Annotated in this window: 20 protein-coding genes and 1 riboswitch; of the genes, 13 read left to right on the top strand and 7 right to left on the bottom strand. The window is 67.5% G+C overall.

Annotated features, from left to right (window positions below):
• Positions 1-11: 11 nt before the first annotated feature.
• From PV761_RS17135 to PV761_RS17110, 6 genes are all read left to right on the top strand, one after another.
• Entirely contained in the window at positions 12-1,655 is a 1,644-nt protein-coding gene (locus PV761_RS17135; RefSeq protein WP_347898557.1) for an ATP-binding cassette domain-containing protein, read from the top strand.
• On the top strand, positions 1,652-2,455 hold the full coding sequence (locus PV761_RS17130; RefSeq protein ID WP_028270958.1) for an energy-coupling factor transporter transmembrane component T: 804 nt from the start codon (positions 1,652-1,654) through the stop codon (positions 2,453-2,455). The genes PV761_RS17135 and PV761_RS17130 overlap by 4 nt, the downstream gene beginning before the upstream one ends.
• A gap of 105 nt (positions 2,456-2,560) precedes the next feature.
• Positions 2,561-4,084, top strand: coding sequence for a UDP-N-acetylglucosamine 1-carboxyvinyltransferase (locus PV761_RS17125; protein WP_028270957.1), 1,524 nt, complete (start codon positions 2,561-2,563; stop codon positions 4,082-4,084).
• A 72-nt stretch (positions 4,085-4,156) separates the two neighbouring features.
• The gene (locus PV761_RS17120) at positions 4,157-5,383 is read left to right on the top strand and encodes a glutamate--cysteine ligase (protein WP_347898554.1); all 1,227 of its coding nucleotides are present in this window, start codon (positions 4,157-4,159) and stop codon (positions 5,381-5,383) included.
• 28 nt (positions 5,384-5,411) lie between these two features.
• Complete coding sequence (locus PV761_RS17115; RefSeq protein WP_028270955.1) at positions 5,412-5,735, top strand: hypothetical protein; 324 nt, start codon at positions 5,412-5,414, stop codon at positions 5,733-5,735.
• Positions 5,736-5,816: 81 nt separating this feature from the next.
• On the top strand, positions 5,817-6,209 hold the full coding sequence (locus PV761_RS17110; RefSeq protein WP_347898551.1) for a nuclear transport factor 2 family protein: 393 nt from the start codon (positions 5,817-5,819) through the stop codon (positions 6,207-6,209).
• A 6-nt stretch (positions 6,210-6,215) separates the two neighbouring features.
• On the opposite strand, the gene PV761_RS17105 is transcribed toward PV761_RS17110, so the two are convergent.
• From PV761_RS17105 to PV761_RS17090, 4 genes are all read right to left on the bottom strand, one after another.
• Positions 6,216-6,839: a hypothetical protein gene (locus PV761_RS17105; protein WP_347898549.1), complete on the bottom strand. Its 624-nt coding sequence runs from the start codon at positions 6,837-6,839 to the stop codon at positions 6,216-6,218.
• 110 nt (positions 6,840-6,949) lie between these two features.
• A complete protein-coding gene (locus tag PV761_RS17100) occupies positions 6,950-8,158 on the bottom strand; it encodes an O-succinylhomoserine sulfhydrylase (protein ID WP_347898547.1) in 1,209 nt (402 codons plus the stop codon).
• On the bottom strand, positions 8,159-8,569 hold the full coding sequence (locus PV761_RS17095; protein WP_028270950.1) for a rhodanese-like domain-containing protein: 411 nt from the start codon (positions 8,567-8,569) through the stop codon (positions 8,159-8,161). It lies immediately after the preceding gene.
• Entirely contained in the window at positions 8,566-8,877 is a 312-nt protein-coding gene (locus PV761_RS17090; RefSeq protein WP_051628866.1) for a DUF1737 domain-containing protein, read from the bottom strand. The genes PV761_RS17095 and PV761_RS17090 overlap by 4 nt, the downstream gene beginning before the upstream one ends.
• Positions 8,878-8,911: 34 nt before the next feature.
• A riboswitch (SAM riboswitch) is annotated at positions 8,912-9,026 on the bottom strand.
• A 199-nt stretch (positions 9,027-9,225) separates the two neighbouring features.
• Between PV761_RS17090 and PV761_RS17085 the strand changes: the two genes are divergently transcribed.
• The 5 genes from PV761_RS17085 (at position 9,226) to PV761_RS17065 (ending at position 15,194) form a co-directional block, all read left to right on the top strand.
• Positions 9,226-10,554 (top strand): NtaA/DmoA family FMN-dependent monooxygenase, encoded by a 1,329-nt coding sequence (locus PV761_RS17085; RefSeq protein ID WP_347898545.1) that lies wholly within the window; start codon positions 9,226-9,228, stop codon positions 10,552-10,554.
• A 4-nt stretch (positions 10,555-10,558) separates the two neighbouring features.
• Positions 10,559-12,169: an aromatic amino acid ammonia-lyase gene (locus PV761_RS17080; protein WP_347898543.1), complete on the top strand. Its 1,611-nt coding sequence runs from the start codon at positions 10,559-10,561 to the stop codon at positions 12,167-12,169.
• Entirely contained in the window at positions 12,166-13,200 is a 1,035-nt protein-coding gene (locus PV761_RS17075) for a cysteine synthase family protein (protein ID WP_347898541.1), read from the top strand. The genes PV761_RS17080 and PV761_RS17075 overlap by 4 nt, the downstream gene beginning before the upstream one ends.
• A gap of 253 nt (positions 13,201-13,453) precedes the next feature.
• The gene (locus PV761_RS17070) at positions 13,454-14,494 is read left to right on the top strand and encodes an EAL domain-containing protein (protein ID WP_347898539.1); all 1,041 of its coding nucleotides are present in this window, start codon (positions 13,454-13,456) and stop codon (positions 14,492-14,494) included.
• Positions 14,495-14,579: 85 nt separating this feature from the next.
• Entirely contained in the window at positions 14,580-15,194 is a 615-nt protein-coding gene (locus PV761_RS17065) for a DinB family protein (RefSeq protein ID WP_347898537.1), read from the top strand.
• Positions 15,195-15,220: 26 nt separating this feature from the next.
• Here PV761_RS17065 and PV761_RS17060 read toward each other — a convergent pair whose 3' ends face one another.
• Complete coding sequence (locus PV761_RS17060) at positions 15,221-16,165, bottom strand: aminodeoxychorismate lyase (RefSeq protein ID WP_347898535.1); 945 nt, start codon at positions 16,163-16,165, stop codon at positions 15,221-15,223.
• A gap of 103 nt (positions 16,166-16,268) precedes the next feature.
• Here PV761_RS17060 and cls point away from each other — a divergent pair, with 103 nt between their 5' ends.
• Positions 16,269-17,744: a cardiolipin synthase gene (cls, locus tag PV761_RS17055; protein ID WP_347898533.1), complete on the top strand. Its 1,476-nt coding sequence runs from the start codon at positions 16,269-16,271 to the stop codon at positions 17,742-17,744.
• Between the two features lie 49 nt (positions 17,745-17,793).
• Here cls and PV761_RS17050 read toward each other — a convergent pair whose 3' ends face one another.
• On the bottom strand, positions 17,794-19,896 hold the full coding sequence (locus tag PV761_RS17050) for a chorismate-binding protein (protein WP_347898531.1): 2,103 nt from the start codon (positions 19,894-19,896) through the stop codon (positions 17,794-17,796).
• The gene (locus PV761_RS17045) at positions 19,893-20,441 is read right to left on the bottom strand and encodes a low molecular weight protein-tyrosine-phosphatase (protein WP_028270940.1); all 549 of its coding nucleotides are present in this window, start codon (positions 20,439-20,441) and stop codon (positions 19,893-19,895) included. The genes PV761_RS17050 and PV761_RS17045 overlap by 4 nt, the downstream gene beginning before the upstream one ends.
• A 160-nt stretch (positions 20,442-20,601) precedes the next feature.
• Here PV761_RS17045 and PV761_RS17040 point away from each other — a divergent pair, with 160 nt between their 5' ends.
• Positions 20,602-20,958, top strand: coding sequence for a DUF3846 domain-containing protein (locus PV761_RS17040; protein ID WP_347898528.1), 357 nt, complete (start codon positions 20,602-20,604; stop codon positions 20,956-20,958).
• Positions 20,959-21,016: the final 58 nt, after the last annotated feature.

Genomic DNA, 21,016 nt, shown 5'->3' with positions numbered 1-21,016 from the left:
GCACCCCGCTCATGACATCTTCGGACAACGTCCGCCCGGCTGCGGTCACGGCACGCGGCTGGGGCTGGCGGCACGCCGGCCGGTCCCAGCCCGCCGTCCACGGCCTGGACCTGGACATCCAGCCTGGCGAACGCGTGCTGCTGCTGGGCCCCTCCGGCGCGGGCAAATCAACACTGCTGCACGCCCTGGCCGGGGTACTCGGCGACAGCGACGCCGGCGCCCACCATGAAGGCACGCCGGACGCCGACGACTCGGACGAGACGGGCACCCTCCTGATCGACGGCGCCCCGCCGCGTGCACAGCGCGGCCGCGCCGGCCTGATGCAGCAGGACCCCGAGACGCAGGTGGTCCTGTCCCGCGTGGGGGACGACGTCGCCTTCGGCGCCGAGAATCTGGCCGTGCTCCGTGCGGACATCTGGACGCGCGTGGGAGAAGCTCTCGACGACGTCGGGCTGGCCCACCTGCCGCTGGACCACCCGACGTCGGCCCTCTCCGGCGGGCAGAAGCAGCGCCTTGCGCTTGCCGGCATCCTTGCCATGCGCCCGGGACTGCTGCTCCTCGACGAGCCCACGGCCAACCTTGACCCCCTGGGGGTCCTGGAGGTCAGGGACGCCGTGGGCCGATGCCTGGACAAAACCGGGGCAACGCTGGTGGTGGTGGAACACCGCGTGGGCGTGTGGAAAGACCTGGTGGACCGGATCGTGGTGCTGCAGCCTGGATCGGCCACGGATTCCGCCGTGCTCCTGGACGGGCCGCCGGACCAGGTCCTGGACCAGGCCCGGGACATGCTCGTGGCCGCCGGCGTCTGGGTGCCCGGGTATGTGCCCGCCACCCGCGCACGTTCCGGTGCCGCGGGGCCGGATGCCGCGGGGCTGCCCGGTGCGGGGCTGCCCGGTGCGGGCGGGCCCGGTAACGGGAACCTCCTGCTGGCTGCGGAGCACCTCGCCGTTTCCCGCGACCGTCCCCGCCGGCGCCGCTTCAAATCCATCCCGCCTGTCCCGGTGCAGTCGGACATTACTGCGCAGGTCCGGGCCGGGCAGGCGCTGACCATCACAGGCCCCAACGGTTCCGGCAAGTCCACGTTTGCCCTGACCCTCGCCGGGCTGCTGCGCCCGGTGGCCGGCACGGTTTCCGCCACGGTGGACCTCAGCGAAGGCGCCGGCATTGATCCGTACAAGTGGAAAGCGGACCAGCTGATCGCGAGGATCGGCACCGTGTTCCAGGAGCCGGAGCACCAGTTCGTCACCGGCCGGGTGCTGGATGAGCTGATGTTCGGTCCGCGGCATCTTGGCCATGGTGAGGAACGCGTGGACGAGCTCCTGGAGCGCCTCCGGCTGACTAAACTCGTGGACGCCAACCCCTACACTCTCTCGGGCGGGGAGAAGCGCCGGCTGTCCGTCGCCACCGTGCTGGCCGCCCACCCCCGGGTGCTGATCCTGGACGAGCCCACCTTCGGCCAGGACGCAAACACCTGGGCGGAGTTGGCCTCCTTCCTGTCGGAACTGCTCGACGCCGGCACCGCCGTGGTGTCCGTGACCCACGACCAGGAATTCAGCGACGTCCTGGGCGGCACCGAGCTGAAACTTGGTGCGCCCGAACTCAAACTCGCCGGGCAGGAACCCGGCCTGCGCAACCCGGAGGTGGCAGCACCATGAGGGAAGCCTTGACCCTGAACGCGAACCACGCCCTGCTCACCCGGGCCAATCCGCTGGCCAAGTTTGCGGTCGTGATGCTGATGACCGTGGTGCTGGCGCTGTCCATCGACTGGGTGTCCGCCTCGGTGGCCCTGGCCTTCGAACTGCTGCTCTTTCCGCTGGCCGGACTGACCGTCGCGTTGCTCTGGCAGCGTGGCTGGCCGCTGATCCTGGCGGCGGCACTGGGCGGCTGGAGCACCTCGATCCTGGCGCCGGACACCGGAACGGTCCTGCTCGACGTCGGCATCTGGTCCATCAGCGAAGGGTCGCTGGAGCTGGGGCTGGGATTCCTGCTGCGGGGACTGGCGATCGCCCTCCCTGCGGTGCTGCTGATGAGCTGCACGGATCCCACGGACCTGGCGGACGCACTGGCCCAGAAGGCGAAGCTGCCGCACCGCTTTGTCCTCGGCACGCTGGCCGCCATGCGGCTCGTGGGGCTGATGGCGGAGGAATGGCAGACCATCGGCATGGCCCGGCGTGCCCGCGGCGTCGGTTCGCACGGAACGCCTGCACAGCGACTCCGGGCAACGCTCGGACAGAGCTTCGGGCTCCTGGTGCAGGCCATCCGCAGGGCTTCACGGCTGGCGGTCACCATGGAGGCGCGGGGCTTTGGCGGTGCGCAGCGGACGTGGGCGCGGGAGTCCACGTACAGCATCCTGGACGTCTGGGTGGTCCTCGGCGGGCTGTTGATTGCGGTCGCGGCTGTATGGGCGGCGGTCAGCGCCGGGACGTGGAACATGGTGTTCCTCGAGCAGAAATAGGCCGCACGTCACCGATATATCGCACGAAGTGGATAATCTGTGACTTCAACTGCAGTTTCCGGCGTTTCGCGTCGACTAATAGCTCATGGGTGATATTTTCGTCCTATGACTCAAGAGACTGCTGAACACGTAGGCCTGCTGCTCCGCGATGCCCGCACCGAGAAGGGCTGGACCCAGGGGCAGCTTGCCGGCGAGCTGGGCACCAGCCAGAGCGCCATCGCCCGGATGGAGCAGGGCAAGCAGAACCTCAGCCTCAAGATGATCCAGCGGCTCGAGGCGATTGTGGGACGCAGCATCGTCAAGGTGGGCCGGCCGCAGATGACGCACCTCCGGGTGGAAGGCGGCCGCACGTTGTCCGGTTCGGTGGACGTCAACAGCAGCAAGAACGCCGGCGTGGCCCTCCTCTGCGCGAGCCTCATCAACCGCGGCACCACCACGCTGCGCCGGCTGGCCCGGATCGAGGAAGTGAACCGGATCGTGGAGGTCCTCACCAGCATCGGCGTCGAATGCACCTGGCTCAATGCCAACGATCTGCAGATCCGCCGACCCGCCGTTTTGGACCTCGACTCCATGGACGTGGAGGCGGCCCGCCGCACCCGCAGCGTGATCATGCTGTTGGGGCCGCTCCTGGACGAATCCGCCGAGTACCGGCTCCCGTATGCGGGCGGCTGCGACCTGGGCACCCGCACCGTGGAGCCCCACATGCAGGCCCTGCGCCAGTTCGGCCTGTCGGTGGAAGCCACGTCCGGCTTCTATTCCGTGCAGGCACCCCCGGCCGACGGCGACAACCGCACCTTTGTGCTGAGCGAACGCGGTGACACGGTTACCGAAAACGCCATCATGGCGGCCGCCCACCGCCGCGGCACCACGGTGATCCGCAATGCCAGCCCCAACTACATGGTCCAGGACCTCTGCTTCTACCTGCAGGGCCTGGGAGTGGAGATCGACGGCGTTGGGACCACCACCCTCAAGATCACGGGGCAGCCGTCCATCGACGTCGACATCGAATACTTCCCCTCCGAGGACCCCATCGAGGCGATGAGCCTGATTACCGCCGGCATCGTGACCAACTCCGAGGTCACCATCCGCCGGGTTCCCATTGAATTCATGGAGATCGAACTCGCCACCCTGGAGCAGATGGGCCAGGAACTGGAGATCTCCGGGGAATACTTTGCCCGCAACGGCCGCACCCGCCTGGTGGACGTCACCACGAAACCTTCCGCGCTGCATGCCCCCACGGACAAGATCCACCCCATGCCGTTCCCCGGCCTGAACATCGACAACCTTCCCTTCTTCGCCGTCATTGCCGGCAACGCGGAAGGCCAGACCATGATCCACGACTGGGTCTACGAGAACCGCGCCATCTACCTGACCGAGCTGAACAAGCTCGGAGCCCGCGTCCAGCTGCTGGATCCGCACCGGATCTACGTCAACGGACCCACACGGTGGCGCGCAGCCGAAGTGGGCTGCCCGCCGGCCCTCCGCCCGGCCGCGTGCATCCTGCTGGCCATGCTGGCCGCCCGCGGGGTTTCGGAGCTGCGAAACATCTACGTGATTGAGCGCGGGTACGAGGACCTGGCCGAGCGGCTCAACACCATCGGCGCCAAGATCGAGTACTTCCAGGACTGAGCGGTTCCATGCCCAATAAGGGCTCTCTGACGGCGCCTGTCTAACCGCGCGTCACGGGGGCACAATGTATGCATGCGAACTTTCGGGGTTGAGGAAGAGCTGCTGATTGTGGACCCCGTGACCGGGGAGCCGCTGGCGCTGGCGGACGCCCTCCTGACAGGGCGGAAGCTCGCTGCCGACGACGCTCCGGACAAACCGCGGATTCCGGATCCGCACGACCCAGCCCGTAACGACGGCGACACCGGGCTGACTGCCGAGCTGAAACTTGAGCAGATCGAGACACAGACGCGCCCGTGCCTGGACTATGAGGAGCTGCTGCTGCAGATCCGCCAGGGGCGTGCCCTGGCGGACAGCGCCGCGAAGAAACACCATGCGCGCGTGGCCGCTCTGGCAACATCGCCGATTGCCTCCACGACGCACACCACGCCGAATCCCCGCTACGCCACCATGCAGGAGCGCTTCGGACTCACCGTCCATGAGCAGCTGACCTGCGGTTTCCACGTCCACACGTTCGTCGAATCGCCGGAGGAAGGCGTCGCCGTCATCGACCGGATCCGGGACAAGCTGGCGGTTCTCACGGCACTCAGCGCGAATTCGCCGTATTGGAACGGTGTGGAGACCGGTTTCGAAAGCTACCGCACCCAGGCCTGGAACCGCTGGCCGACGTCGGGCCCGTCCCAGATCTTCGGGACCCACTCCATGTACCGCCGCGTGGTCACCCGGCTGCTGGACAGCGGCGTGCTGCTGGATGAAGGCATGATCTATTTCGACGCGAGGCTCTCCCGGAACCACCCCACCGTGGAAGTCCGGGTGGCGGACGTCTGCCTGCATGCCGAAGACGCGGCCCTGATCGCCGTCCTGGTGCGCGGCCTGGTGGAATCGGCCAGCAGGGAATGGCGGGCCGGTGTGGACCCTGCCCCCGTGCCCACAGTGCTCCTGAAGATGGCGGCGTGGCAGGCCAGCAATTGCGGGCTCCGGGGAGACCTGCTCGATTTTGGCACCTTCCGTCCCGCTCCCGCCGAGGAAGTGGTGGAGGCGCTGGTGGACTACGTGGCGCCGGTCCTGGCCGAACAGGGCGAGCTGGAATTGGCCCGGGAAGGTGCCCGCAGGATCATCGACCGGGGCACCGGCTCGGAACAGCAGCGCCGTGCCATGCAGGAGGGCCTGGCGGCCAGCTCGGACGTCGCCGCCGGTCTGGCCGCGGTGGTGGCCCATGCCGTTGACGTCAGCATGCGCCAGGCTGAAGCCATCACCGTGCGCGAGCAGGCGCCGGTGCTGTTGCGCGTCCGCCAGTCCTGATCAGGTTCCTACTACCCCGGAGCGCGCCATGGAAACCGAATTCGCCACAGTCGCCGGCCATGATGTCACCACCATCACCTGTGTCTGCGGAAACACCGTCAGCGACGAGGGGCTGATCCAGGCCAACTCCGAAGGCATGCCCGTCCACCTTGGCGAGGGCACTCCCGTGCCGGAGGGACTCGCGGCGTGGCCCGGGGACGAGGACCTTTACACGCTGTGCCCTGCCTGCGGCCGGGTCTACCACGACACCGTCATTGAAGAGACCGGAACCGCGCCGGTGGCCTTCACCGTGGACGTGGCGGCCGGTCCCATCGCCGAAGCGATCCGCCTGCACTGGGAGCTCGACACCTGACTCATCGACAATCAAATTCCGCGGGAATAGCCTTGAAACGTCCGAGAATTACCCGACGACGAAGACGGGAAGGTGCCAGAAATGGGAACCCAGGAGAATGTTGAGCTGGTCCGGCGCGGATACGAGGCCTTCAGCGCAGGCGACATGGCAACCCTTGGCGGACTGTTCGCGGAGGACGCAGTCTGGCACGTCGCCGGAGATGGCGTGCTGTCCGGAAAGAAGGAGGGACGCGACGCTATCCTGGCCTATTTCGGGGAACTCGGGACGCGGTCCGGTGGCAACCTGACAGTGACCGTCGAGGAGATCATCGGCGGGGAAACCAACACCGTTGCGGTCCAGCACAACCGGGCAGAGAGCGGCGGCAGGGCCCTGGACCAGGACGGCGTCATCGCCTTCCGGGTCGCCGGCGGCAAGATTACCGAGGCGCGGGAGTTCTTCCAGGACACCGCGAAAGGCGACGCATTCTGGGCTTAGCCGAACCTACTGCGAAATCCAGTACTTCTGCACTTTCGGTGTCGCGGCCGCGAGCAGTTCGCCGCTGATGTGCACCGACACCTCGGCCATGCCAAGGTCATCCCACTGCGCCACCAGTAGGGTGTCCCCGCCCAACGGCAGCGGCCAGAGCCAGAACCGCGTGGAGGAGAAAATTTCCTCGTCGTTCGCTGAACCGCCTCCGCCGCCCGCCATCATCAGCACCGGCCCCGCCACCTGCTCCGATCCGTCAAACATGCCCAGGTGCAGATGGGAAGTGGTGGTCTTCCGTCCGTCCGGAAGGGCGACACCAAAACGCAATGCGCCCCCACGGCCGGTTTCCGAATCCAACCGGTAGCCGCCGCGGTTGAAACACTGATCTGTTACAACGCTCCATTGACTGTCCGTCTCATCGGACCGGCGGACGCACCACACCACCTCGATCAGGCACCCGATGGAGAAGACGTCCACGCTTTTCGCCGCCATGATCATTCGCGCCGACCGGTGAAGGAACTGGCCCAGCGGGACAACCGCCGGAAGCTCGTCAGAAGGCGGGCCGGCCCAAACCGGAGGTACGTGCTTGGGCGGGCGCGGCCGCTGGGGCGGCTCCGGCACATCGTCAAAGAAGGACATGACTTCATCCTTGCACCGGCGTCAAGTGGCCGGGCAGAAGACCGCCACCGAGGTCCAGCAGAAAGGCCACCACGAAGCATGACTCACAAGGCGGTTCCGCCCTGCGCCGGTCAGATCTGCTTGAGCGCCTGCTCCAGGTCGCGGATGAGGTCGTCGACATCCTCGAGCCCAACCGACAGCCGGACCACGCCGTCGCTCAGCCCGATGGCTGCGCGCCCTTCCGGACCCATGGCGCGGTGTGTCGTGGTGGCCGGGTGGGTGATGAGCGATTTGGCATCGCCAAGGTTGTTGGAGATGTCGATGATCCGCAGCGCGTCCAGCAGCGCAAAGGCTGCCTCTTTCGCCGTGCGGCCCGCCGACGGCGAGAGCTCCAGCGTGAGTATGGTGCCGCCGGCCTTCATCTGCTTGGCGGCGAGCTCGTACTGCGGGTGCGACTTCAGCAGCGGGTACTTGACCCAGCTGACAGCCGGCTGCTCCTCGAGCCATTCGGCCAGGCGGAGCGCCGAGGCGGAGGAATGGTTGACGCGCAGCGCCATGGTCTCCAGGCCCTTGGTCAGTACCCAGGCGTTGAAGGCGGACAGCGCAGGCCCGGTGTGGCGCATGAGCTGTTTGACCGGTCCGTCGATGAACTCCTTGGTGCCCAGGATGGCGCCGCCGAGCACCCGTCCCTGGCCGTCAATGTGTTTGGTTCCGGAGTACACAATCACGTCTGCGCCGAGCTCGCCGCAGCGCTGCAGCAGGGGAGTGGCAAAGACGTTGTCGACGACGACCGTTGCCCCGGCCGCGTGGGCCAGTTCGCTGACCGCGGCGATGTCCACGATCTCCTGCATCGGGTTCGACGGCGACTCGAAGAAGACCGCCGTCGTCGGTTCGGCCAAGGCGGCCCGCCACTGCTCCAGGTCCGGACCGTCCACGAACACCGTTTCCACGCCCCAGCGCGGCAGGATTTCGTTCAGGATCACAAAGCAGGAGCCGAACAGCGACCGGGCAGCCACCACGCGGTCGCCCGCGGCCAGCAGCGCACCGAGGGCCGTGAAGACGGCGGACATGCCGGACGCCGTCGCAAAGCACGCCTCGGTGCCCTCGAGCAGCCGGAGCCGCTCCTGGAACGTGGCCACGGACGGGTTGCCGTAGCGGGAGTACACGAACCGTTCGTCTTCGCCGGTGAAGGCGCGTTCTGCGGCTGCTGCGGACTCATACACGAAGCCGGAGTTGAGGAAGATCGGCTCGGCCGTCTCCTGGAAGTTGGTGCGGTCAAGGCCGCCGCGGACAGCCTGGGTGTCGGGGCTCCAGCCGGCGGCGTCGGGATTGAAAGTCACTTAGTTCTTTCCGAGGTTGGTGGGCAGTCCGCGGTTTTTCCAGCCGTTGACGGTGCGCTCGCCGTAACGGTCCGGTTCGCCTTCAAAGCCTTCGAGGACGTTGTAGGCGGTGAAGCCGGCCTGCGTGGCGGCGATTGCCGCGGCGATCGAGCGGACGCCTGATCGGCAGAGGAACACCAGTTCGACGCCGGTGTCCTCCGGTGCCTGCTGCTTCAGCTGCTGAATGAATTCCGGGTTGGGGATGCCGCCGGGGAACGTCCACTGGATGAAGAGGGGATCGTTTTCGGTGGCTTTTGTGTCCGGGATGCCGATGTGGGCCCATTCGCCTTCGGTGCGGACATCCACCAGTACCGCGCCCTGTTCCAGTTTGGCCCAGGCGTCCTGCGGGGTCAGGTCTCCGGCGTAGCTCATGCGTGGCCCTCGAAACCTTCGCCGGGGAAGTCGAGGTCGAACTCAAGTTCGTCCACCGCCGTTGCCACCGCGGCGTCCGAGCTGGCGATGGCTGCGGGCAGCACCACGGCCTGCGCCACGATCACGCTGGTGCCGTTGAACGTGGCTGCCGGGCTCCCGTGCAAAACATAGCCATCGGCCAGGGCCGCGGAGATGCGCTCGCAGAACGAGCGGTCGTCGGGGCCGGTAATCAGCCTGTAGGCCAGCTTTTCCTGGGGCAGGTCCTGGGCCGGTTGGTCCTGGCCGGCGGCGGCCGGTTCGGTAGCCAGTGGGGCGGGTGCGTCAGACACGACGGATCTCCTTCTCTCACGCTTGCAGCTCGAATGGGTCGATATGCCGAGTATTCACCTGAGGCACCCCGCCGTGGAAGGAGGGTTGCCGACCGGCCAGTCAGGGCTTGGCACCGGTTCTCATTACTCCCCAAAAACGTAACACTTACGACGGCGGCCCGCACCGCCGTCGTCGTCATCTTCCGTAACGGGACATGGCAGAACGCGGCACTGCCCCCGCGTTTCCGGTGACCCGTACGTGACCCCATATTGCCGTTACAAAAGAACCTGCCGGGAGGATAATGACGGGAGATGAACCGCTGTAACGCCGGATGAAATCAGGCAGCCGTGAATGGATCGAACGGGAATACAGTCAGTCCCATGCTGCACTTCGGTTGGTTTGTGGGTCACGGCTTCGGCGTCCAGGGCTGGGGCACGCCCGGCTACGGCATCGGGTACGACTGGAAAAAACCCGCCCTGTACCAGCACGCCGTGCGCGAATTTGAGCGGGCCGGGCTGGACCTGTTCATCATCGAGGACTCCCTCACCGTGCCGGACACCTACGGCGGCAGCGCCGAAGTGTCCTTGGCCCAGGCGTCCTTCGCTCCCAAACACGATCCGCTGGCCCTGGTTCCGTACCTGCTCTCCGCCACCGAGCACCTGGGCATTGTTCCCACAGTGAGTGCGTCCTTCTACCCGCCGTTCACCGCGGCACGGCTGCTGGCTACCCTTCAGCACTTCTCCAACGGCCAGGTGGGCTGGAATGTGGTGACCTCCGGCAGCGACCTTGCCGCGCAGAACTACGGCCTGGACCAGCAGATTGAGCACGATCTCCGCTACGAGAAGGCGGAGGAATTCGTGGACGTGGTGCGCAAGCTCTGGCGCAGCTGGGAGCCGGACGCGATCGTGGAGGACGCGGAGGCCGGCATCTTCGCGGACCACACGAAGGTCCACCCGATCAACCACGACGGCGAGTTCTTCAAAGTCCGGGGGCCGCTGAACACGGCGCCGCTGCCCGAGGAGCCGGTCCTGGTGCAGGCCGGGGCATCCCCGCGGGGCAAGGCGTTCGCGGGTGCCAACACGGACGTCGCCATCGCCCTGGCCAGGGGTGCGGACGGCATGAAGGCCTACCGGGACTCGATCCGGGCCGAGGCAGCCGCGGCAGGGCGGAACCCCGACGACGTCAAGGTGCTGTTCGTCCTCAAGCCCACCGTGGTCGGCTCCCGGGCAGAAGCGGACGAGCTCCGGGAGCAGCGGCGCCAACTCACGCAGCGCGACATCGACAGCCAGCTGAACTCCATCTCGTACCTCTCCGTCATCGACTTCAAAAAGTTCGACCTTGACGCCCCGCTCCCTGAACTGACCACCAACAGCAACCAGGGCACCCTGGACCACTTCGCCAAAGCCGGTCCGCCGGGCTCCACGCTGCGCCAGCTCCTGCAGGCCCGCAGCGGCGGCGCCGGGGACAGCATCATCGGCACAGCCGAGGACATTGCTGACTACCTCGAGGAGACCGGGGCCCAGGTGGGCGGGGACGGGTTCCTGTTCTCCGGCTTCGTGGACCCGGCCACCGTCCACGGGGTGCTGGACCGCCTGGCGCCCGTGCTGCGGCGCCGCGGGCTGCTCCGGACAAGTTATGGCGACGGCGGCTTCCGCCGGAACCTGCTGGACTTCTAGTCCCATGGGCAACGGCAGCGGAAACTTCCTCATCGGCACGGCGCACCTGCGTGCCAGGGACATCGCCGAGGCCGCGGCTGACCCGGCCGTGAAGTTCGTCCTGAGCACGGACGCGCTGGAGCTGGTCGGGCGCTCGCGGGAGGTGGTGCAGCAGGCCATCGACTCCGGCCACCGCGTCTACGGCCTCAATACGCTGCTGGGTTCCGGGCGTGACACCGCCGTGGAGGAGAAGTCGATCCTCGCCTACCAGGTGCAGGTGGTGCGGTACCACAACAGCGGAGTGGGGGACCTGCTGGGCGCTGACGAGGTCCGGGCCGTCATCCTGGCGCGGCTGGTGGGCTTCAGCCGGGGCGGCTCGGGAGTCCGGCCGGAAACAGCCCGTTTCTACGCTGACATGCTCAACCGGGGCGTGGTCCCCGCCATCCCGCGCGAAGGATCCGTAGGTTCCGCCGACCTCACGCACCTGGCGGCGGTGGCCGCCGTCGCCATCGGGGAGGGACAGGCCGTGGGGGCGGACGGGCAGCTGGTGCCCGGCGGGCAGGCCCTGGCCGACGCCGGGCTGGCCCCGCTGGAACTGGCGCCAGGCGAAGCCCTGGCCCTGGTCAGCTCAAACTCCTATTCCATCGGTGTCGGCGCGCTGGCGCTGCACCGCATCCTGCGGCTCGCCGACCTTGCGGACACGGCGCTCGCACTGTCGCTTGAGGCGACGGCAAGGCACGACGGCGGCGGCAACCTCAGCCCGTTTTCGCCGGCGGTCCAGGCCGCCAAAGCCGTGCACGGGCAAGCCGTCACCGCGGCCCATGTGCTGCGGCTCCTTGAAGGCGGCTGGCTGGAGGACCACACCCGGGAGGTTTCCGTGCAGGACGCGCTGTCCTTCCGGGCGGCGCCCCAGACCCACGGCGCTGTCCGGTGGCAGGTCACCGCTTTGGAAGATGCCCTGGAGGTGGAGCTCAACGGCCGGGGCGACAACCCGCTCACCGACGTCGGCTCCGGGCGGATGGTGTCCGGCGGGAACTTCCAGCCGATGCAGCTGGCCCTGGCATTCGAGGCGCTGCGCCTGGGGCTTGCCCATCTGGGGATCAGCAGCGAACGCCGGATCGCCAAGCTCTACCCGCCGCAGCGCCGGATCCGCCAGCGGCACCTCGAGGCTGCCAGGAACGGAGCCCCGCTGGAGCCGGAAGAGCTGCCCGGGCTCCTCTGGTACTCGGCCGCCGGCCTGCTGTCCGAACTCAAAGTCCTCGCAGCGCCGGCCACGCTGGGGGCTCCCACGCTGTCCGCCGACATCGAGGACCACTCCACCCTGGCGCCGCTGGCCCTCCAGTTGCTGGAGCGATCCGTGGACGCTGCCGGGAAATTGCTCGCCATCGAAGCGCTGACCGCCGCGTACCTGCTGGGCGGGGCGGAAGCGCGTGCGGTGCGGCCGCTCGGAAAGGGGACTGCCGCCGTCGTCCACCGTCTGTCCGGCCTCCTGGCCCGGCACCTGCCGGCGGCGGCGCTGGTGGAACAGGCTTCCGCTGAACTGGACGGTTTCCTGGGTGCCGGCTTCTTCGGCCCCGCATTCGACGGCCCCGCATTCGACGGCGGCCCCGCCGGCAGCACGGAAAGGCAACGATGAGCACCATGACAGGCAGGCACGCGGTTCAGGCTGCAGATGTTGCGGCGGACGCCGCGGCTGTCCTGGCGCAGGTGGGCAACACGCCGCTGGTGCCGCTGGATGTCCTCTCCAAAGGGCTCGGCAGCACGGTGTACGTCAAGCTCGAATCGGATAATCCGGGTGGCTCCATCAAGGACCGGACAGCGCTGAGCATGGTCCGGGCGGCTGAGCGCAGCGGTGAGCTCCAGCCGGGTGCAACCATCGTGGAGAGCACCTCGGGGAACACCGGGATCGGGCTTGCCCTGATCGGTGCCCTGACCGGGCACCCTGTAGTGGTGGTTACCGGGGACACCATCTCATCCGAGAAAATCGCCGCGCTGCACCGTTACGGCGCCAGGGTGGTGGTGACGGACTGGACCGCGCCGTCGGAGTCGCCGGAGAACGCGCGGGCCGTTGCAGCGCGGATCACGGCCGAGAACCCGGGCGCCTGGCGGCCGCAGCAGTTCGACAACCCGGCCAACCCGCTGGCCCACTACGAAGGAACGGCGCCGGAGATCTGGCAGCAGACGGCCGGGAAAGTGACGCATTTCGTGGCCGGAATCGGCACCGGCGGAACCATCAGCGGCAACGGCCGGTACCTGAAGGAGAAATCCGGCGGCCATGTGGAGGTGATCGCCGCGGATCCGGTTGGTTCGGTGTACAGCGGAGGCCATCCCGGGGAAATCCTGGTGGACGGCGTGGGGAACTCCTGGCCGGAAGCAGAATGGCCCAAAATCTTCGATCGCGGCGTCGTGGACCGCTTCCTCCGCGTTCCGAACAACGAGGTGTACACCACGGAGCACCGGCTGTTGAACGAGGAGGGCTTGTCCCTCGGGCCCTCCTCCGGGCTGGCCGTGGCGGCGGCCCTGAGGGTGGCGCGTGCCGCACCGCATGGCTCGGTGGTGGTGGCCATTGCGCCCGACGCCGGCAGCAACTACCTGAGCAAGGCTTTCAACCCCGTGTGGCTGGCCGATAACCACATCCATCTGGCCTCGGAATTCGTGGAGGAATAGGCCGCGTGCTTAGCATTACGACTCGGCTACAACTACAGACAGACAGACCGGTCTCGTTGTACGCTTTTGAAACGTTCGCGGTTCCCGCATCCTCGAATCAGCATGCGGTGTATTCACGGATGGGTCCCGGGCTCAGCCGGGACCGGCACTTATAAAGGAATAGACCATGTCAATGGATGAGACTTCTTTTCCAGCATTGACCGATGGTGAATCGACTGCGTACCGGGGACCCCAGTCGATCCCGCCTTCGGACGTGAGTGATCCGACGATCCGTGGCCAGGCGTGGAACATCATCGAGTCTGTACTGGATGACGCCACTCCGCAGAGCGAGTGGGCGCGCGAGCAGCTGCGCAGCCGGATGGAATCGCACCCGGGTAATCCCGAACGCGCCCTCCTGGAACACCTGATGGCTACGCGCAGCATCACGGACCAGGAGTCGGACGACTCCGAGGAGAACCTGCCCGGCCCTGACCTGCCCGTGCCCGATGAGGACTACGGCGCTACAACGCTGTTCACCCGCCGGAGCAGGCGCCGCATAGAGGCCATTCTCGGTGACAGGATGCTCCTCACCGCGTTCCAGCCCATCCACGAACTGTCCACGCGTGACGTCATCGGTGTTGAAGCGCTGACCCGATTTGTTAGCGACGACGGCGCCAGCGCCGACCACTGGTTCAACGAGGCCGCGGCCGTGGGCCTCGGCCCCGACTTAGAATTTGCAGCGCTGCAGGCGGCCCTGGTGGCCGCAGAGCAACTGCCGGGAAATGTCTACGTGGCGCTCAACCTGTCCCCGGCCACCTGCCTTGACCCACGGCTCCGGGCGTTCGTGGAGCACTCGCAGCTGGCAGTGGACCGGATCGTTGTCGAGCTGACAGAGCGGCTTGCCGAGGACGAATACGAGCCTGTGGTGAAAGCACTTGCGCCGCTCCGGCTGCGCGGACTCCGGGTGGCTGTTGACGGCGCAGGGGCGGGTTTCGGCTCGATGAGCCAGGTCAAGCACCTCAGCCCCGACATCATCAAGCTCGACCGCAACCTCATCGCGGGAATCGACCATGCCGCCGGCCAAAGAACCCTGGGTGCGGCCATGGTGGAGTTTTCCCGGCAGATCGGCGCGGACCTTGTTGCGGAAGGGATCGAAACCCAGGCCGAGCTGACCGCGGTCATGGACCTTGGGATGGCCTTCGGGCAGGGGTACCTCCTGGGACGGCCCTCGGTGCAGCCCCTGGACTGGGCAGCCTGGCGGACCTCCGCCGACGAGGAAGCCTTCACCTCGGGATCCGGCGGCCCGGCAAACTAAACCCTCTCGCACTTCCTGCTGGCCGGGACGCTCGAGCGTGCGTGATGACCGCGGGAAATGAGCGAGCGTCGGTATAGTGCCCGCTATGGATGACAAGGCAATTCTGCACAGCTACCTGCGCACCCGGCGGGCGAACCTCCTGGCCAAACTCGACGGCCTGGACGAGTACGACGCGCGGAGGCCGCTGACGCCCACAGGTACCAACCTGCTCGGCCTGGTCAAGCACGTGGCCAGCGTGGAACTCGGCTATCTCGGCGAGGTCTTCGGGCGGCCCGCCCCTATGGACCTCCCGTGGCTGGACGAGGATGCCGAGCCCGACGCCGACCTGTGGGCAGCCGCGGATGAGACCCGGGAACAAATCATTGAGCTCCACCAGTTCTCCGCAGCGCACAGTGACGCCACCATCGACGCGCTGCCGCTGGACGCGCCAGGGGAAGTGCCGTGGTGGCCGGAGGAGCGGAGGCGCGTGTCCCTCCACCAGATCCTGGTGCACATGTGCGTGGAAACGGCGCACCACCTGGGCCACGCGGACATCCTCCGTGAGCTCATCGATGGTTCAGCAGGCCAGCGGCCCGGGGACCCCAGCCTGACGACGCGTACTCCGGAGGAATGGGCAGCGCACTGCGCCCGCATCGACGCGGCGGCCCGCGCAGCCGCAGACCACGTGAGCGAGCGTTCGGGGGAGGGCGCCGAGAAGTGAGAGAGCGTTGGGACGGGGGTGGCGCCCTACTCGATGGTGGCGAACAGCTCGTTGAGTTCGTCGGTCAGCTGTTTCCGCAGGGCGGGCGTGCCGATTTCCTTGCCGTCGATGTGGTTCACGGGGGCCAGCAGCCGGATGCTGGAAATCAGCCAGACGGCGTCGGCGTCGAAGAGGTCCCGAGGTTCCAGCGGGCCGTAGCCGAGCTCCCAGCCCGCGGCCTTGGCGGCGGCAAAAAGCGCGCCCTGTGACGTGCCCGGCAGGATGCCGCTGTCCAGTTGCGGCGTGATGAGGCGGCGCACCGTGCGGGTGCCGCCGGCGCCGTCGTCGGACGTGTCAAGGTGAGCGATCAGGACCGTGGACGTGGGGCCTTCGAGGACACGGCCGTCGGCCGACGTAAAGATGACGTCGTCCGCCCCCTGGTGGTGGGCGTACCGCAGGGCCGCCATGTTCACCGCGTAGGAGAGCGTCTTGGCGCCGAGCAGCAGCCATGGCGCGCGCTCGCCCACTTCGCTGTCGTAGCCGCGGTCCAGCAGGATGACGTCGATCCCGGTTTCGCGCTGCCTCCGGCCCGCCGCAGGGACCGGCGAAGCCTGGACCCAGCACGTGGGGGCTGCTCCGCCCTCGGCGCCGCGGGTGCAGATCAGCTTCACCACCGTCTCGTCCTCTGACGGAGTGGCGGCGGGGTGCTGGGAGCGGTACTCGCCGACCGCCGTCGCAATGGCCCGGCGCCAGGCGTCCTCAGCCGGGATGTCAATCTCCAGGGCGGTGGCCGAACCCTGCAGCCGCCGCAGGTGGGCGTCCAGCTTCCGCGGGTTTCCGCCCACGGCCAGCATGGACTCAAAGACGCCGTCGCCCCGGGTGGCGCCCTGGTCCGTGGCCATCAGCTGCGGCTGCGAAGCATCGGCAATCCGGCCGTCGTCGAAGCTGGGATCAAGGAATACGAGCACGGTGGCCGGGGCAGCAGGAGTCATGTCTCCAGCTTATCCTCGGCCCCGGACGCCAGCCGCGGGATAGGCTGTGCTGGATGCCTTCCGGAACCGGTCCGGCGGGGGAAGTAACCGTGGGAGTCTGTCTGTGTCGTGGCCGTTTCCGCTGGTGGGCACCGCGCCTTACTGGCTCGTGCTGGCGTTGAGCATTGTTGACCTGATCATCCGGGTGCTGGCGCTGGGCATCATCCCCGGCAACCGCCGCCCCACCACGGCCATGGCCTGGCTGCTGGGAATCTTCTTTGTGCCCGCTCTCGGCCTGATCCTGTTCCTGCTGTTCGGAAACTTCAAACTCTCCCGCAAGCGCCGGGCCCAGCAGGATGCCGTGAACAAGCGGGTCCGCGCCGGGACGTCCCAGCTGGCCGCCGTCGAAAGCGATTACGACGGCCCGGAATGGGTGGCCTCGGCAGCCGAACTGAACAAGACCCTCGGTTCACTGCCCATGGTGGACGGCAACAGCGTGGAGCTGCTGCCCGGGTACCCCGACTCCATCAAGGCCATGGCCGCCGCCGTCCGCGGGGCCAAGGAGTTCGTCAACGCCGAGTTCTACATCATGAGCACGGACCACATTACGGACGACCTCTTCACCGCCTTGGAAGAGGCTGCGGAGCGCGGCGTCCAGGTCCGGGTGCTGTTCGACCACCTCGGGACCCTGCGGATCAAGGGCTACCGGAAGCTCATCAGGCGCCTCGAGGCAAGCAAGATCCAGTGGCGGCCCATGCTGCCGCTGCGTCCGGTGCACGGCCAGTGGCGCCGTCCGGACCTGCGCAACCACCGCAAGATCATGGTGATCGACGGCGAAATCGCCTTCACTGGCTCGCAGAACCTGATCGAGCCCTCCTACAACAACCCCCGGCACCGCAAAGTGGGGCGCGAGTGGGTGGAGCTCATGGCCTGCCTGCGCGGACCGATTGTCACCACGCTCAACGTGGTGTTCGCGACCGACTGGCTCAGCGAAACGGACGAGTCCCTGGAGGACCAGTTGGCCCACCAGCCGGAGCTGGCGCCGGGTGCCGTGACCGCGCAGGCCGTGCCCAGCGGCCCCGGCTTCATCACCGAGAACAACCTGCGGCTTTTCAACACCCTCATCTACTCCGCCCAGCACAAGATCTCCATCTGCAGCCCGTACTTCGTCCCGGATGATTCGCTGCTTTATGCGGTGACGACGGCGGCGCAGCGGGGCGTCGACGTCGAACTTTTCGTCTCGGAAAAGGGGGACCAGTTCCTGGTCCACCACGCCCAGCAGTCGTACTACGAGGCGCTGCTGGAAGCCGGCGTGCGGATCTACCTGTACAAGGCGCCGTTTGTGCTGCATGCCAAGCACTTCACCATCGACGACGAAGTGGCGGTCCTGGGGTCCAGCAACATGGACATGAGGTCCTTCTCGCTGAACCTTGAGGTTTCGGTGATGCTTTTGGGCGCCGACATCGTGGCCAAGATGCGCGCCGTGGAGGACACGTACCGGGGCATCTCCCGTGAGCTGACGCTCGAGGACTGGATGCAGCGGCCCATGGCCGTCAAATACGTGGACAACGTCGCCCGGCTCACGGCCACGCTGCAATAGGGCCACCCTGCCGTAGGGCCAGCCTGCAGTAGGGCCAGCCTGGGGCAGGTCAGTCTGGCGGAAACTCCGAGCCCAGCGCAGAGAGGACTCCGTACGCCTTGGTGCGGATTTCGTCGTACTCCTCCTGCGGGGAGGAATCCGCGGTGATGGCACCGCCGACGCCGAGACTCAGCTCTGCGCCGCCCGCGCCGTCGGCGCTAATCACCAGGGTCCGGATGGCCACTGCCGTATCCATCGCCCCGCTCAGCGAAAAATAGCCGATGGCGCCCGAATAAACCCCGCGCGGCGCCTCTTCCAGACGGTCCAGGATGGCCATGGTGCTGATCTTCGGCGCCCCCGTCATGGACCCTGCGGGGAAGCATGCGGCCACCGCTTCGGCACGCGGCAGCCCCGGCTTCAGCTTCGCATCGATGGTGCTGACCATCTGGTGGACCGTGGCGTAGCTTTCGATGGCGCAGAGCCTGCTCACGGTGACTGATCCGGCTACGGCGAAGTGGCTGAGGTCGTTGCGGAGGAGGTCCACGATCATGATGTTCTCGGCCCGGTCCTTGGGCGAGGACTCCAGCTGGCGCCGCAGCTCCTCGTCCCGGGCCGGTTCCGAGCCCCTGGGACGGGTGCCCTTGATCGGCTCGGCGCGCATGCCGCCGTCGGCCGCTATCCGCAGGAAACGCTCCGGTGAGGTGCTGGCCACCGTCAGCTCGCCGAAGCGCAGGTAGCTGGCGAACGGCGCCGGGTTTTTCCGGCGTAGGGCCAGGTACGTCGCCCAGGCGTCCAGCGCGTCCGGTCCGGCGGGGTCGGCCGGAACGACGGCGCTGACGGCGGTGGTGAGGCAGACCTCGTAGGTGTTCCCCTCGGCAATTTCATGCTGCGCGTCGGCGATCTTTACCTTGTAGGCGGTTTCGGTGTCGCGGCCCGTGAACGCGGGAGCGGGCTTGCTTCCGGTGACCATGGCGCCGCCCCCGACGGCGGGGCCTGTGCCTGCAGTGCCGGCGGTGTCTCCGGTGTCTCCGGTGGGCCCGGCAGCCGCTGCCGCCGCCACCGCCGAGCGGGCGAGTGCCAGCCACTCCGCGGCGTCGGGGGCCTCCAAGGCGAGGAGCCACACGCTGCCTTCGCGGTGGTCCAGGACCACGGCGCGGCCGGCGAAGATCATGGCGGCGTCGGGGGTTTCCGACGAAACGTCGCTGCCGCCGGTTTCGCGCTTGAGTTCGTAGCCCAGATAGCCCAGCCAGCCGAGGGTGAATTCGCAGGCGTAGCCCTCCGGCGGGCGGAGCGCGCGGCGGCCCCAGACGCCGTCGAGCCAGCGGAAGAACGGCCCGGCGGTGGCCACCGTGGCGGTGCCGATGGTCAGCCGGGTCACGCCGGAACGGTGCCGGACGTCCTGGCCGAACCTCCCGCCGTCGTCGGCCAGAATGCTGAAGCGGCTGCGTTCGGCGGGCAGTCCCTCCGTCCGAAGCGAGGAGTCCAGCCACACGGCGTGCGGCGAGCGGCCGTAGAGGGTGTGGAAGAGCCGCGCGGCATCAGGCAGGCAGTCCAGCCGCTCGGCATGCAGTTGAAGGCCGAGGCGTGCCGAGAGCTCCGGCAACAACATGGCAGCGAGGGCCGGCAGGTGCAGCAGCGCCTGGAGGACGTCGTCCGGGGCGGTGCCGTCGGCCCGGTTCAGCACCCGGATCTGGGCGTGGTCCGGCACCGGATCCGTTGCCAGCCACTCATCCTCCTGCGCTGCCCACAAGTCCCAGAAGGGTTCGTAAGTGCTGCCGTCGCGCGCCAGCGCCCGGGTACGGCGGTCGTCGTCGGAAGACTCCGACCAGATCACGGCGTCCAGCATCGGACGGGCGGAGGCCGCGGCGGCACCTACGCCCTCCACGATTACGATCTCTGCCGGCAGTGTGGTTCGCGCCGGGCCGTCGTAGTGCTTGTCCCAGTCCCAGCTGACCCAGTCGGCAGCATCGCCGCGGCTCAGGGGCGCCAGGACAGTGGTGACATAGCGCTCGATGCCCGCCGCCAGCCCGTTCCAGCCGGGATAGACGTCCTCCAGATGGAACAGCGAGACTTTGTGGTGCTCCCGCAGCCGGGCGGCAAGTTCGATCGCGAGGGTGGTCTTTCCTGCGCCGGACCGGCCATCGACGGCAATGATCACGGGTGCGGGGGTCATGAAATAGAGCGTACCTGCTGCCCGGACCAGTTCTGTTGCTGGAGTTCCTGCCGGGCATGGCCCACGATTCCGGGGACGGCGGCCTTGATGAGGTCCCACGTGACGTCAAAGTCGGCATGGCCGCCGTACCAGGGGTCTTCGATGCCCTGGTCCAGGAGGTCGCGGCCGGCCACTGCCGGATCGAAGCTGCGCAGCATCCGGATCCGGGCCAGCGCCTCCCCGTCGGGTGCCGTCGCGCGCAGCCAGCCGTAGTGGTCCACGTCAAGGGCGAGGATCAGCTGGCGGTCGCGGAACCACTCGGGGCGCCACTCCCGCGCAATGTGGCGGTCCGAGGCGAGTTGATGGGCTGCCAGTTTGCGGGCGGCCCGGGGATCGATGGGGCGGCCGGCCTCATAGGCTGTGGTTCCGGCGGAATCCACGACGACGGCGCCGGCGAGCCCCGCTGCTGCGAAGGCCTCGGCCAGCATCAGCTCGGCCATCGGGGACCTGCAGATATTTCCGGTGCAGACCGCGATGATCCGGTATGGGCTCGACATTGAGGACATGGAGCAAGCATGGGGGATGGTGGCCCCTCTTGGCTAGTCACAGGCTGTCCGCATTACGGGCAAGTCATTATCGTTTCGGATCCTGTCATATTTGTCGGGATCCAGCCGCGGGTGGGAACAGATTGAGCGGCATCTCAGTTATCAGTATGAGGAAAGAAAAATGAGCACTACATGTACTGCACTGGTCATTCCGGTCCGGTTGGGTGACGCACTGAGAACCGTGACCATTGATGCGACGACCGACACCCTTCAGCAGCTGGTGGGGGGACACCTTGAATCCGTCAGCCGCGGCGACTGGCACGTCTACCTCAACGCTGAAGGCCACCTGATGAACCTGCCGCCGAACATCCGGGCGGCCGAACTCATCCGCGAGGCGGGGCTCGACCTGTCCGATGCCGCCCGTGGCACGGCCGTGTTCCTGGGGCGGACGGAGCGCGGCGGCGAAGCGGACGTTCCGGAGCACCTCCTGCGGCGCGCTGCCGAAATGTTCGGGTCACCGCTAGGGCGTGTCTCCTAAACCGGTGGCGTGCTGGCTGGAATGCTTGAGGGGTGTCGCGAACTTCTGTTTTGAGTGA

It is taken from the genome of Arthrobacter sp. CC3 (genome assembly GCF_039907775.1).
GTDB lineage: Bacteria > Actinomycetota > Actinomycetes > Actinomycetales > Micrococcaceae > Arthrobacter.
Note: the sequence above shows the minus strand (reverse complement) of the source record. Positions and strands in the feature narration are given on the sequence as shown.

Coding starts and splice junctions, on each gene's coding strand:
- PV761_RS17110 (WP_347898551.1), top strand. CDS start 5,817: ATGGGAACCCAGGAGAATGTTGAGCTGGTCCGGCGCGGATACGAGGCC.
- PV761_RS17125 (WP_028270957.1), top strand. CDS start 2,561: ATGACTCAAGAGACTGCTGAACACGTAGGCCTGCTGCTCCGCGATGCC.
- PV761_RS17050 (WP_347898531.1), bottom strand. CDS start 19,896: ATGACCCCCGCACCCGTGATCATTGCCGTCGATGGCCGGTCCGGCGCA.
- PV761_RS17135 (WP_347898557.1), top strand. CDS start 12: ATGACATCTTCGGACAACGTCCGCCCGGCTGCGGTCACGGCACGCGGC.
- PV761_RS17120 (WP_347898554.1), top strand. CDS start 4,157: ATGCGAACTTTCGGGGTTGAGGAAGAGCTGCTGATTGTGGACCCCGTG.
- PV761_RS17040 (WP_347898528.1), top strand. CDS start 20,602: ATGAGCACTACATGTACTGCACTGGTCATTCCGGTCCGGTTGGGTGAC.
- PV761_RS17045 (WP_028270940.1), bottom strand. CDS start 20,441: ATGTCCTCAATGTCGAGCCCATACCGGATCATCGCGGTCTGCACCGGA.
- PV761_RS17105 (WP_347898549.1), bottom strand. CDS start 6,839: ATGTCCTTCTTTGACGATGTGCCGGAGCCGCCCCAGCGGCCGCGCCCG.
- PV761_RS17075 (WP_347898541.1), top strand. CDS start 12,166: ATGAGCACCATGACAGGCAGGCACGCGGTTCAGGCTGCAGATGTTGCG.
- PV761_RS17095 (WP_028270950.1), bottom strand. CDS start 8,569: ATGAGCTACGCCGGAGACCTGACCCCGCAGGACGCCTGGGCCAAACTG.
- PV761_RS17060 (WP_347898535.1), bottom strand. CDS start 16,165: ATGACTCCTGCTGCCCCGGCCACCGTGCTCGTATTCCTTGATCCCAGC.
- PV761_RS17080 (WP_347898543.1), top strand. CDS start 10,559: ATGGGCAACGGCAGCGGAAACTTCCTCATCGGCACGGCGCACCTGCGT.
- PV761_RS17130 (WP_028270958.1), top strand. CDS start 1,652: ATGAGGGAAGCCTTGACCCTGAACGCGAACCACGCCCTGCTCACCCGG.
- PV761_RS17065 (WP_347898537.1), top strand. CDS start 14,580: ATGGATGACAAGGCAATTCTGCACAGCTACCTGCGCACCCGGCGGGCG.
- PV761_RS17115 (WP_028270955.1), top strand. CDS start 5,412: ATGGAAACCGAATTCGCCACAGTCGCCGGCCATGATGTCACCACCATC.